Below are 11,747 nucleotides of genomic sequence, written 5' to 3'. Positions count from 1 at the left end.
ACGGCGTCGCGCGCCGGGCCGGCGTGGCCGGGCTCCGGCGGCGACGCCGTGGCCTTCCCTGCACCCCCCGCAGGTCTGCCCTTCACTCAACGCCGTCAATCGCCTTTTGTCCCCCGTGTCGGTCGTGATTCAGCCGTCCGGGCGAGGAGCAACGGCACGACGGGGTGGATGCCCTTCGGTCGAGTCGACGATCGTGGATCGCTGCGCGCCGTGACCGGACGGCGACGCCCGGCCGCGCCGGACCGGCCGCCGGGTCGTAGGGTGAGGGGATGGGCATGCTCTGCGCGGTCAGCTTCAACCGGTACGGGCGCCTCTACTACCTGGACCCGGGCGAGCTGCGCCCGCAGGTGGGCGACCGGGTGCTGGTGCCCACCGACGACGGGCCAGAGGTGGCCGAGTGCGTCTGGGCCGCGCAGTGGGTGGGCGAGGACACCGACGGTTTCCCCAAGCTGGCCGGGCTCGCCCAGGAGGACGATCTGCGCCGCGACGAACTGCTGCGCCGGCGCAAGGCCGAGGCGAAGGTCGCCGCGAAGCGACTGATCCGGGAGCACGGCTGCCGATGAAGGTGGTGGCGGTCGACCACGTGCTCGGCACGCCGGAGACCGGCAGCGACCGGACCACCGTCTACTTCACCGCGCCGCACCGGGTGGACTTCCGCTCGCTGGTCCGTGACCTCGGGGCGACCCTGCGGTGCCGGGTCGAGCTGCGGCAGCTCTCGGCCCGGGACTCGGCGCGGGTGCAGGGCGGGATCGGCTCCTGCGGCCGTGACCTGTGCTGCGCGACCTTCCTCAACGACTTCGAGCCGGTCACCATCCGGATGGCCAAGGACCAGGACCTGCCGCTCAACCCGCTGCGGATCTCCGGCGCCTGCGGCCGGCTGATGTGCTGCCTGAAGTACGAGCACCCGCTCTACCAGCGGTTCCAGGAGTCCGCCCCGGCGATCGGCAGCCGCGTCACCACCGCGGAGGGGGAGGGCAAGGTCGTCGGGCACAGCGTCCCCCGCGACTCCGTCACGGTCCGCCTGGACGCCGACGGCTCCCGCTGCTCCTGCAGCCGAGCCTCCGTCTGCGCCCCTCGCCAGGCCCACGACCAGCACTACGCCTCTTGACCTCACCCCCCGCCCGCCCCGGGCGGGTGGGCGTCAGGTGAGGGTGATGGGGGGTTCGGCGAGCCGGGGAGTCAGGCCGGTCTTCGGGGTCAGCCAGGAGGCGGTGGGGGACTGGTCGGGGTTGAGCTGCCAGGCGTGGGAAACCTTGTCCACGGCGATGGGGTAGACGGTGAGGGTGCCGTCGGGGTCGATGCGCATCCGGAGGAAGGACTTCGAGTCCTCGATGCCCTGGCCGGCGAAGAGCTCGTTGACGTTCACGCCGAACGCCCCGGCGACCAGCAGGTACAGCGCCACCACCTGACTGGACACCAGACCGATCACCGGACCGTAGACGACCGCCGCGGCGACCGCGGGCAGCGGCCACGGCCAGTCGTACAGGGGCAGTTGCAGCCAGGCCCAGGTGCCCGCGGCGGCCAACGCGACGTGCGCCACGCCGTGGCCGACGCCGAGGATCCAATGCCGGGCATGCCGTTTCCCGCCCGCGCTGGGCGCCTTGGCGAAGAACGCCGCGCTCAGCAGCGTCACCACCAGCATGATCACCAGCGGTACGCTGAGCAGCCGCTGCTCCGTGGTGCCCACCCGGTTCGCGGTGACCCCGGCCATCGCCAGCATCAGCAGCGTGTGCAGCGTGCCGAGCAGGGTGGTGAAGCCCGGGTTCCGGAACGGCAGCCGGGCGAAGATCCCCCAGCCGTACCGCCGGGACCGGTCCTTGTCGGGATAGCGGGCCACCAGGTCGTACTCTCGGGTGCGGCTGGCCCGGCGGGAGAGCGTGTCCCGCGGCGGCACCTCCAGCCGCTCCGGCAGCTTGTGCGTGGGGTAGAGGTAGGCGCCGCCGCCACCGCAGGTGATGAGCTGCCGGTCCGGGCCGGTGTAGCGGGCGTAGTGGTGCAGGTCGCCGGAGATCAGCAGCCGCACCTGGGCCCCGGTGGGCGCGATGATCGTACGGATGAAGTAGTCGATCGAGTCGTACGCCGTGGGGTGGTCCGCGGCCTTGACCCAGGTCGGTGCCGGCACCGCCAGGATCACCCGGGACCGCGGGGTCAGCTTGCGGGCCACCTCGTCGAAGTAGGTGAGCTGCGGGTCGTCCAGGTACGACCCGGACTGGTCGTCGAGGCCGAGCAGCCACCAGCCGCCGGGCAGCTCCACCGCGAAGTACGACCGGGACTGGCCGGTGCCCCAGCCGCCGAAGTGCCGGTCCCGGGACCGGACGAAGAGCCGCAGGAAGGCGGTCAGGCCGTCGTACCAGTCGTGGTTGCCGGGGACCGCGAAGAGCGTGGGCCGCTCGGGCGGCGCCACCGGCAGCGCGGCCTGGTAGGGCCCCTTGCACCGGTCCTCGTACGCCGCGTAGGACGCCGAGGGATAGACCTGGTCGCCACCCATCACCAGGGTCTGCGCCCGGGGCAGCCGGCGCCCCTCCACCGCCAGCTCCCGCTGGGCGAGCAGGTAGGCCACCGAGTAGGTCGCGTCGAAGCCGTCGCCCAGGTCGGCCACGTAGTCCAGCCAGAGCCCGCCGTCCGGCCCGACCTGGCGGAAGATCCCGTCGCCGAACGCGTTCTGCAGCTCCCGTTTGTCCAGGTATGCCCCGAAGAGCATCGCCAGCAGCGTACGGATGCCGGTGCTGATCAGCAGGAACGGCGCCAACCACGGCACCGGCTTGCGCGGCGCGAAGCCCAACTCCAGCGGATCGGTGCTGCGCGGCCGCCGCGCCGCCCGCTCGCCCGGGTGCGCCTCGGGGATCGGCTGCTGCTCCGGTACGTGATCGTCGCTCACCCGCCGCAGGGTAGTCCTGCCCGCCTGCGAGCGCTGTCCGGCGAACGACCGAACGTGCCCCGATGTCCGGACCGGGGTCCGGGGGATCCCGTTCGGCCCGGGGCGGGGGGTGCCGTACACTTGACGATCGTTGCCGCCTTAGCTCAGTCGGCTAGAGCGACGCACTCGTAATGCGTAGGTCGACGGTTCGATTCCGTCAGGCGGCTCCAGAGAAAGGCCCAGGTCACCGGCTAGATCGCCGATCATGACCTGGGCCTTTTCCGTGGCGTTGGAGAGCCGAGCAGCCAAACGAGCAGTCAACATGTCACTCACTCGACCACAGCGCCGCCTCCAGCCGTGCCGCCGCTTCCCGCGCGATCTCGGGGGCGACGTGTGCGTAGATGTTGAGCGTCACGCTGATCTGCGAGTGGCCGAGGATTTCCATGACCACGCGGGCAGGCACGCCCTGGGCGAGGAGGACGCTCGCCGCCGTGTGCCGTAGGTCGGGCAGCCGAACCTGCCGCAGACCGGCCTGTCGGATGATCTCCCGGAACGAGCGGCAGTCGTTGCGTGGGTGGATCGGGGTGCCGACGCTGGTCGCGAAGACCAGGCCAGGGTGATGCGTGACAGAACAGTCCCAAGACATGGGTGACACGTCCGGCTAGCCGGGTGGTGACGGCGGCTCGGGCGGGCGTCCGCGGGCGCGGGCTGCGTCGGATATGGCGATCCCGGTCAGGACGAGGGCAGCGGCGGCGGCGACCACGACTGGCGGCAGGGGGTGCATCGCTGGTGTCAGGGCGGCCAGCGCAAGGACGCCGATCGGTCGGGACCGGGACACGCGGCCGAACACCGCGTGCTCGAAGCGGGCGCGCCCGGCCAGGTACAGCGCGGGTCCGCCGAGGATGACGGCGATCCAGGCCGGTGGGGTGTGTCCGAGTGGGTGGGCGATGACGAGTTCGTCGCCGACGGCGGCGACGACCACGCCGGCCACCATGGCCAGGTGGGCGTATGACGCCGATCGGGCGAGGCGGACCGGGTCGGGAGACACGGCAATCGCTTCCGCCAGGACTTGCCCAGCGCGGTAGATGTAGATCCGCCACAGCAGCACGGTGGTCGCGATCGACACTGCGAACGCGGCGACCCCGTCCGGCGCGAAGCCGCTGCTGCTCAGCGCCAGTCCGGTAACCAGGATCAGCTCGCCGAGCGCGATGATGAAGAACTGCCGGTAGCGCTCGGACAGGTGCTCGCCCGAGATCACAAGGTCTTGGCTGGGCGTACGGCCCGCCCCTGGGGTGGGGAAGCCGATTCTGCCTGCCGTGTGGTCAAGGACGACCGCGAGTGCCCACAACGCGCCACGCGCCGTGCCGTGCACGAGCGCCCCCGCGATCCACGGCAGCGCCGACAGGCCGTACCAGAACAGCCCCCGCACGGCGTGGCGCTGCAGCTCGTGGCGATGCAAGACGGCCACGAGGACGAGCCCGCGGCCGAGCTGGACGGCGACGTACGCACCGGCGAAGATCAGGCCCGTGTCGCCGAATGCGTCGGGCACCGCGGCTGCCATCACCAGGCTGCCGACCATGGTCGCGATGACCAGGGCCTGGATCACCGGTCGTTGCGGGTCCGTCCGGTCGGTTAGCCACGCGGTGCTGGACCAGACCCACCACATGGCCCCCAACAGCACCAGCGTCCGGAGGGCGCCGCTCCACCCGAGATCCTCGGCCAGGCCGCGCGAGAGCTGAGCGAGCGCGAGGACAAACACCAGGTCGAAGAAGAGTTCCAGGAACGTGGCCCGCTGTGGATCCCCGGCTTTTCGCAGCAGTTCGGCCGCCCTGCTCGTCGTCATCGGCTCGCCCGTCTGCCAACTTTGCCCCAGATTTGAAGCATTCTGCCATGTGCACACGGGCCCCTGGGCCCGGGTGCGCATCGCGGCCGCGGTACGCGGCCGGCTGGAGTCCGGCGCGCTGGGCACCGACCGCGACTGCCACGATGCAGCAGAGCGAGTGATCCACTACGTGTCGACCTCATAAGGAAGCCCTTGTTCCGATCCGGGAGCAGCTCGGCGCAGCCTGGTCGATGTGGTCGATGTGCTCGACGGCGTATACCGGCTCTTCGAACTTGGTGGGGGTTTGACCGCCGGGCGGGGCTCCACTGTGGGGCCTGCTGATAGATGCCCGTAGCTCTCGTAGATCATGTTGTTGTCGAAGCAAGATGATCACAACAGAAGAGCTACGGGCGTGGTTAACGATACGAGGCGGCTGCTGGGCCTTGACGGCCTGGCCGTGGTCGGGGTCGCCGGCGACCCCGACGGGCCGGTGGTGCACCTGGTCACCGCTGATGAACAGGCACGGCACTGCCCTGACTGCGGCACACGGTCGCGGCGGTCCAAGGGCCGGCGGGTGACCCGGCCGCGTGACCTGCCGGTTGGCGGCCGCCGGCCGCGGCTGGTGTGGACCAAACGTCGCTGGCGCTGCGACGAGCCGGCGTGCCGGCGTCGCTCGTTCACCGAGTCGGTGCCGGCCGTCCCGGCGCGCAAGCGGTTGACGACCCGGCTACGAGCCTCGGCCGGGGCCGCGGTGGCCGACGCCGGCCGTACCGTGGTCCAGGCCGCCCGCGATCACGACGTGTCCTGGCCGGTCGTCGCGGCGGCGTTCACCGACCACGCCCGGGCGGTACTGCCGACCCAGCCCGAACCGGTGCAGATACTCGGTATCGACGAGACCCGCCGGGGCCGGCCGAGATGGACTCTCGACGAGGCCACCGGCGTCTGGCAGAGCGTGGTGGACCGCTGGCACGTCGGGTTCGTGGATCTGTCCGGCGGGCAGGGCCTGCTCGGGCAGGTCGAGGGTCGCACCGCCCAGGCGGTGATCGACTGGCTGACCGCACGTGACCAGACCTGGCGCGACGCGGTCCGGTTCGTCGCTATCGACATGTGCACGATCTTCAAGTCCGCGGTCCGCCGGGCCCTGCCGCAGGCCACCCTCGTGGTGGACCACTTCCACCTAACGCAGCTGGCGAACCAGACCCTCACCGAGGTCCGCCGCCGCGTCACCGTGCGCCAGCGGGGCCGGCGCGGCCGCAAGGGCAACCGCGAGTGGGAACTGCGCAACCGGCTCACCCGCTCCGCCGCCCGAATGCGCGGCGAACACGTCGACGCTCTCCTCGACGAACTCGCCGGCCTGCCGGCAGCGATCGGCGCACCGATCACCGCCGCGTGGCACGCCAAGGAGGACCTGCTCGACCTGCTCGCCACCGCCCGCACCCGCCCCGACCGGGAGCAGGTCCGCGACCTGCTGTACCGGTTCTACCGCCGATGCGCCCACACCGACCTTCCCGAACTGCAGCGCCTGGCCACGACCGTCGAGACGTGGTGGCCGGAAATCCTCGCGTTCCTGCACACGGGCATCACCAACGCCGGCTCCGAAGGCACCAACCGGGTCATCAAGACCATCGCCCGCGACGCCTACGGCTTCCGTAACCCCGTCAACCAACGACTACGAACCCGAACCGCCACCACCCGCAAAGCCCGCGGACACCTCGACCCCCGCTAACTTCGAAGAGCCCGTATACCAGGGCTGGAGGCCAAGCAGCCAAGCGCGGATGCCTGCTACGACCGGCACCGCAACACCGAGTTCCTGGCCTTCCTCAAACAGGTCACCAAGGCCCATCCACGCGTGAAGCTGCACGTCGTGGCCGACAACTACGCGACCCACAACCACCCGAACGTCAAGGCGTGGCTGGCGAAGAACCCGAGGATCCGCATGCATTTCACCCCGACCAGCGCGTCGTGGATGAACATGGTTGAGATCTTCTTCGGGATCACTCGTCAGGCCATCCGCCGCGGCACCTTCACCAGCGTCCCAGACCTGATTGGCGCCATCCGCACGTTCATCGACGGCTACAACCAGCGTTGCCAACCGTTTCGCTGGACCAAGACCGCCGATCAGCTCCTGGCCACAGCCGACCGACGCCCCCCACGCCACGACATCACCGCAGGGAACACGGCATGAGCCGACGGCGCTACGTGGCGCGCGGAGTGCCTGGCGGGTACCGAGTCTGGGACAACAAAGCCCGCAGGTGGTGGGGTGACCTCTACCAACTCTGCCCCGACGACCTCCTCACCGAACTCAACGGCGAAGCCAACCCAGACAAGATCACGGCCCTACTCAAGCGATATCGGGCGCTGAAGCGATAGCGTCAAATCACTTCAGACACGCGACACTAGGACTCGTCGTGGGGCACCCTCACAGCGCCGTTGAACATACCGTTGCGCTCGTGCTGGAGGTCGCGGCCATCGCCGTTCTGCCGTTCGTCGCGGCCATCATCGTCCGGTTACTCGCGCCCAACTACTTCACCCTGCCGGGCCGTGGCCTGAAGGTCACCTTGGTGGTGATCGTCGCCATTGTGGCGTTGACCGGCTTCCTCGTCGGCCATTTCAATAGCCGCTTCCTTGCGTGCCAAGACTTCATCGTGGCCGGCGATGATCCTCCCTCGAACTGCCACAACGACGAGCAGTAAGCCGCTGTCCGTCACATCGACCGGCCAGGGCGACCACGTGATCGTGCACGCGCCCGCAAGGCCGCCTATCCGTCACGGTGCGACCGCGGCCCAGCTATTCAACGCGCCCGGTGGTTGGCCTCCTGCCGCCTCAGTGAGGTCGCGCCACGTACCAGCGACAACCGATGACAGCAGACTACGAGGTGCATCGGCGTTCACACCGAAGAAGTCAGCCTGGTTCCTTCGCGCGGCAGTGACTGCGGGGGGATGCTTCCATAGGTATCTGTCAGACTCGGCCGCGTGGTGACGGAGGAGCGGTCCCGGGAAGTTCGCTCGGTGGTCGGCATGGTGACCGGGTGGGCGGCTGAGCGCGAGGACGTCCGTGGGGTGGTGGTCGTGGGCTCTTGGGCACGCGGGGCCGCGCGGATGGACTCCGACGTCGACATCGTGGTCCTTGCGGACAACGCGCGTTATGCGGAGGCGGGCGTCTGGACGGGTCTGCTCGGTGGTGAGGTCGTCCGGTTGCAGGAGTGGGGGCCGCTCAGGGAAGTCCGTGTCCGGCGCCCATCAGGGCTTGAGGTCGAGATGGGCGTCGTCCCGGTGAGCTGGGCAGACACTGACCCGGTCGACTCAGGAACCCGCCGGGTCATCAGTGACGGCCACAGCATCGTGCACGATCCGGCAGGTGCGCTGGCCGCGTTGTCGGCGGCGTGCTGCACGAGCAGCCAAGCGAGCAGCCAAACCGGCGAGCATGAGCGAACGACCACGGACCCGGCATCACCCCTGACATGAGAACCAGGCGGTAGACCAGCGTCGGGGGGCCGACTCGTAATGCGTAGGTCGACGGTTCGATTCCGTCAGGCGGCTCGGTACAGAAGCCCAGGTCAACGGCCTGGGCTTCGCCGTTTCCCGAGGTTGATCACGTCGCCGCTGGCGGGCCGAGTCCTTAGATGGTCCTTGTCCCGAGCCGCGGCCGCCCCGTCCAGCCGGTTGGCGACCGCGTCCAGGTCATCACCGAACAGACGTGCGTACACGTCAAGCGTCGTCGACGCCGGGGCGTGCCCGAGCATCCGCGGCACCGCCTTGACGTTGGGCCGCCAGATGCCGGCCCCCGCCGACCTGTACGCGTGGGCACGTGCCTGCGGCGCCCAGGACATCGCCGCTCAGGACCTGTTGCGGATGCTCGGCGAGGTCCAGGCCGTGCACCGCCTGGGAGCCCTCGGCCGAGGACCTCCACCCGGCGATCGTCGCCGCCTAGACCGACAGCGAAGCGGGCGCCCTCGCATCGAGGGCGCCCGCGTCGCCGCGTGCACTAGGCCAGCGCCTTGACGGCCGAGCCCGCCGTGGACCGCTCCCGCGCGACGCGGCGCGCCGGGTCGGCATCCCGAGCGTCGGGTTCGCGACGCCCCAGGCGGCGCCCTTGCAGACCAGTTCCTTGTAGACGGCGGCGAGCCGTCCGGTCAGTGCCGCCCGGACGGTGCGGTCGTCGGCGGTGACGTACTGGATCACGCCTTCCTTGCGGCCCAGCGAGATGCACTGGTTGAAGTAGCGGATCGGCATGTTCGGGAGCTTCCCGCCGGTCAGGCGCGCGGCGATCGCGTCGGCGGCCTGCCACGCGACCGGGGTGCCCGAGGCGCACGACATCCGCAGCGGCTTGTTGCCCGGTCCCATCGCGTAGGCCGCGTCGCCGACGGCGTAAACGTCGGGGTGCGAGACCGAGCGCATGGTCCCGTCGACCACGATCTGGCCGGCGCCGGTGACCTCCAGGGCGGTCGCCTTCGCGATCGGGTGGACCGCGAAGCCGGTGGTCCACACGGTGACCGCGGCCGGGATGGCCTTGCCGTCGGCGGTGGTGACGCGGTCGGCTTCGACGCCGGTGACGGCGGCGTGCTCGTGCACGGTGATGCCGAGCTTGTCGAAGACCTTCCGCAGGTGCCCGCGGCCCTTGGGCGAGAGCCAGTCGCCGAGGCCGCCGCGGGCGGCGAGGGCGACGTCGAGATCCGGGCGGGCTTCGGCGATCTCGGTCGCGGCCTCCAGGCCGGTGAGGCCGCCGCCGACGACGGTCACGGTCCGCCCGGCCTCCAGGCGGGCCAGGCGCTCGCGCAGCCGGAGCGCTCCGGGGCGGCTGGCGATCTCATGGGCGTGCTCGGCGGTGCCGGGGACGCCTCGGGCGTTCCAGCCGCTGCCGAGGGCGTACACGAGGGTGTCGTACTCCAGCTCCTCGGCGCCGGTCGCGTCGATGACGGCGACGGTCTTGCGGTCGACGTCGACGCCGGTGACCTTCGCGAGCTTCAGTTCGACGCCGGTGCCCGCGAACATCTCGCTGAAGGGCCGGGGCTTGAGGTCCTGGCCGACCGCCAGCTGGTGCATCCGGACCCGCTCCACGAAGTCGGGTTCGGCGTTGACGAGGGTGATGGCGACGTCCTCGCGGTGCAGCCGCTTGGCGAGGCGGCCGGCGGCGATGGCTCCGGTGTATCCGGCTCCGAGGACGATGATGCGGTGCTGCATTTCCGTACTCCTGTCTGACGCGGGTTCGCTACTTGAACCGGGCGGCCCGCCGTTTCCTGACAGGAACGTCATGTGAAGCACGTCACACGGGGGTCAGAAGGCATTGAACAGCGGTTCCCCGTGGTCGGAGGCCGCGAACCGCTCGGTCGCGCGCTCCAACTTGTCGGGGTTGACCTGGTTGCGGAACGCGGCGATGCCCTCGGCCGTGACCTCCAGGCACATGACGCCGACGACCCGGCCGTCGACGACCGCCACGACGGCCGGGTCGCCGTTGGCGGTCCAGGCGTAGACCTCCGGCGCGCCGCCGACCATGGCGCGCTTGGCCTCGCCGGGTTTGAACAGGCCCCACAGGAACTTCGCGACCGCGAGGGCGCCCTCGAACGCCTTGGCGCGGGCCGGGACCTTCCCGCCGCCGTCGCCGATCGATATCGCGTCCTCGGTGAGCAGCCGCACGAGCGGCTCGGTCTGGCCGCTGGTGGCGGCCGCGAGGAACTCCTCGACTATCCGCCGGGCGGCGGCCTCGTCGATCTCGGTGCGGGCCCTGCCGTCCGCGACGTGCTTCTTCGCGCGACGGAAGATCTGCTGGCTGGCGGCCTCGGTGATGTCGAGGATCACGGCGATCTCCCGGTGCGGGTAGTCGAAGGCCTCCCGCAGCACGTACACCGCCCGCTCGTTGGGGGAGAGGCGCTCCATGAGGGTGAGGACCGCGTACGAGACCGATTCGCGCTGCTCGGCGGTGTCGGCCGGGCCGAGCATCGGGTCCCCGGCGAGCAGCGGCTCGGGAAGCCATTGGCCCACATAGGTCTCGCGCCGTGCCCGCGCGGAGGTGAGCTGGTTGAGGCACAGGTTGGTGAGCACCTTCGTAAGCCAGGCCTCGGGGACCTCGATGCGGTCGACGTCGGCGGCCTGCCAGCGCAGGAACGTCTCCTGCACGGCGTCCTCGGCCTCCCCAGCGGAGCCGAGGAGGCGGTAGGCGATGGCCTCCAGGCGGTGCCTGGAGGCCTCGAACCGGTCGACGTCGTTCGCGGTCAAGGGCATGATCCCGAATCTAGCCCGTGCGGCGCGATGCGGGCTCCGCAGCGATGGACCCTTCGCCGTTCGACCCGCTATCCGACTTCGCGGACGCAGTAGCTCGCGGTGATCGAGTCGATCTCGGGGTTTTCATTCGCGCCCCGGCATGGACACCTGCCGAGCAGCGTTCGGCCTCTGATCCGACATCCGGATCTGGCCGCTGACCGGGTCGTTCGCAAGGAGTCCCAAGTTCATCTGGCAGGCTTGCGCCATGATCGACCAGCCACCCGATGGCCTGCCGCGCTACCGCGTCCTGACCGGACCTGACGACGAGACGTTCTGCCGTCGGGTCAGTGAGGCCCTTGGCATCGGGTTCCACCTCTATGGCGGCCCGGCACTTACCTTCAACGGGGAGCGAGTGATCGTCGCACAGGCTCTTGTCTGGCCGAGCAACGCAGAGGAGTGAGCGCTCACGACACCTGCCAGGAGCCTCGGCTCGGCGCCCCGACACACTGAATTGTCGCGTTCCGCGCGCCGACTGTGTCGCAGATCAGTTGGCGGACGAGCGTTGCGTATCGGTCGACGGAGGACTCAGACCGCATTGCGTTGCCGAATTGCGCTCTAACAGATCAAGGCGGCCCGCAAAGCGGGCGCGCCGGCCCGGCCCCGGCCTGCTGGCGACCTCCGGCCGGCATCGGCCGGGCGGCCGGCCACGCTGACGGACGACAAGGAGCACGAAGACCTCGGGGCTCCGCCCCGAACCCCGGCCCTCCTCAGAGATGCCGCCGGGGATCACCTCGCCGGACACCACAAGGGCTACCCGCCTCTCCCCGGACGGGGCCAAGGTCGTTCGTCCGGTAGGGCGCTCCACCTTGGC

General features: G+C 70.3%; 9 protein-coding genes, 1 tRNA gene and 3 pseudogenes. 8 read left to right on the top strand and 5 right to left on the bottom strand.

Going from position 1 to position 11,747, the window contains the following annotated elements:
* The first annotated feature begins 269 nt into the window (after positions 1-269).
* Positions 270-1,108 (top strand): annotated as a pseudogene (locus JNW87_RS26110) (stage 0 sporulation family protein).
* A 33-nt stretch (positions 1,109-1,141) separates the two neighbouring features.
* Here JNW87_RS26110 and JNW87_RS26105 read toward each other — a convergent pair.
* Positions 1,142-2,878, bottom strand: coding sequence for a metallophosphoesterase (locus JNW87_RS26105; protein WP_109801724.1), 1,737 nt, complete (start codon positions 2,876-2,878; stop codon positions 1,142-1,144).
* A 132-nt stretch (positions 2,879-3,010) separates the two neighbouring features.
* On the opposite strand from JNW87_RS26105, the gene JNW87_RS26100 reads away from it, so the two are divergent.
* Positions 3,011-3,087 (top strand) — tRNA-Thr (locus JNW87_RS26100).
* Positions 3,088-3,182: 95 nt separating this feature from the next.
* On the opposite strand, the gene JNW87_RS26095 is transcribed toward JNW87_RS26100, so the two are convergent.
* The gene (locus JNW87_RS26095) at positions 3,183-3,503 is read right to left on the bottom strand and encodes a tyrosine-type recombinase/integrase (protein ID WP_109801725.1); all 321 of its coding nucleotides are present in this window, start codon (positions 3,501-3,503) and stop codon (positions 3,183-3,185) included.
* A 15-nt stretch (positions 3,504-3,518) separates the two neighbouring features.
* The gene (locus JNW87_RS26090) at positions 3,519-4,781 is read right to left on the bottom strand and encodes a low temperature requirement protein A (protein ID WP_236647773.1); all 1,263 of its coding nucleotides are present in this window, start codon (positions 4,779-4,781) and stop codon (positions 3,519-3,521) included.
* 310 nt (positions 4,782-5,091) lie between these two features.
* On the opposite strand from JNW87_RS26090, the gene JNW87_RS26085 reads away from it, so the two are divergent.
* The 5 genes and pseudogenes from JNW87_RS26085 (at position 5,092) to JNW87_RS26065 (ending at position 8,143) form a co-directional block, all read left to right on the top strand.
* A complete protein-coding gene (locus JNW87_RS26085) occupies positions 5,092-6,405 on the top strand; it encodes an ISL3 family transposase (RefSeq protein WP_109801727.1) in 1,314 nt (437 codons plus the stop codon).
* Between the two features lie 48 nt (positions 6,406-6,453).
* A pseudogene (locus tag JNW87_RS26080) lies at positions 6,454-6,842 on the top strand (transposase); the annotation flags it as partial.
* Between the two features lie 18 nt (positions 6,843-6,860).
* Positions 6,861-7,049 carry a hypothetical protein gene (locus JNW87_RS26075; protein ID WP_201749618.1) on the top strand — a complete coding sequence of 63 codons (189 nt, stop codon included), beginning with the start codon at positions 6,861-6,863 and terminating at the stop codon, positions 7,047-7,049.
* Positions 7,050-7,129: 80 nt separating this feature from the next.
* Positions 7,130-7,372: a hypothetical protein gene (locus JNW87_RS26070; protein ID WP_109801729.1), complete on the top strand. Its 243-nt coding sequence runs from the start codon at positions 7,130-7,132 to the stop codon at positions 7,370-7,372.
* A 324-nt stretch (positions 7,373-7,696) separates the two neighbouring features.
* Positions 7,697-8,143, top strand: a complete 447-nt coding sequence (locus tag JNW87_RS26065; protein WP_109801741.1) for a nucleotidyltransferase domain-containing protein — start codon at positions 7,697-7,699, stop codon at positions 8,141-8,143.
* Positions 8,144-8,719: 576 nt separating this feature from the next.
* Here the strand turns inward: JNW87_RS26065 and JNW87_RS26060 are convergent.
* Together JNW87_RS26060 and sigJ are read right to left on the bottom strand one after the other, a co-directional pair.
* Positions 8,720-9,859 (bottom strand): annotated as a pseudogene (locus JNW87_RS26060) (NAD(P)/FAD-dependent oxidoreductase); the annotation flags it as partial.
* 93 nt (positions 9,860-9,952) lie between these two features.
* Positions 9,953-10,897, bottom strand: coding sequence for an RNA polymerase sigma factor SigJ (gene sigJ, locus JNW87_RS26055; RefSeq protein ID WP_109801731.1), 945 nt, complete (start codon positions 10,895-10,897; stop codon positions 9,953-9,955).
* 244 nt (positions 10,898-11,141) lie between these two features.
* Between sigJ and JNW87_RS26050 the strand changes: the two genes are divergently transcribed.
* Positions 11,142-11,336 (top strand): DUF1737 domain-containing protein, encoded by a 195-nt coding sequence (locus JNW87_RS26050; protein ID WP_109801732.1) that lies wholly within the window; start codon positions 11,142-11,144, stop codon positions 11,334-11,336.
* Positions 11,337-11,747 lie beyond the last annotated feature (411 nt).

This window comes from Micromonospora sp. ATA51 (assembly GCF_016802855.1).
GTDB classification, from domain to species: domain Bacteria; phylum Actinomycetota; class Actinomycetes; order Mycobacteriales; family Micromonosporaceae; genus Micromonospora; species Micromonospora sicca.
The sequence above is the reverse complement of the archived record's forward strand: the minus strand, read 5'-3'. Positions and strand labels throughout refer to the sequence as shown.

Excerpts from the sequence above, each read along its gene's own strand:
- JNW87_RS26095 (WP_109801725.1), bottom strand. The coding sequence starts at position 3,503 with ATGTCTTGGGACTGTTCTGTCACGCATCACCCTGGCCTGGTCTTCGCG.
- JNW87_RS26090 (WP_236647773.1), bottom strand. The coding sequence starts at position 4,781 with ATGCGCACCCGGGCCCAGGGGCCCGTGTGCACATGGCAGAATGCTTCA.
- JNW87_RS26075 (WP_201749618.1), top strand. The coding sequence starts at position 6,861 with ATGAGCCGACGGCGCTACGTGGCGCGCGGAGTGCCTGGCGGGTACCGA.
- JNW87_RS26065 (WP_109801741.1), top strand. The coding sequence starts at position 7,697 with ATGGTGACCGGGTGGGCGGCTGAGCGCGAGGACGTCCGTGGGGTGGTG.
- sigJ (WP_109801731.1), bottom strand. The coding sequence starts at position 10,897 with ATGCCCTTGACCGCGAACGACGTCGACCGGTTCGAGGCCTCCAGGCAC.
- JNW87_RS26050 (WP_109801732.1), top strand. The coding sequence starts at position 11,142 with ATGATCGACCAGCCACCCGATGGCCTGCCGCGCTACCGCGTCCTGACC.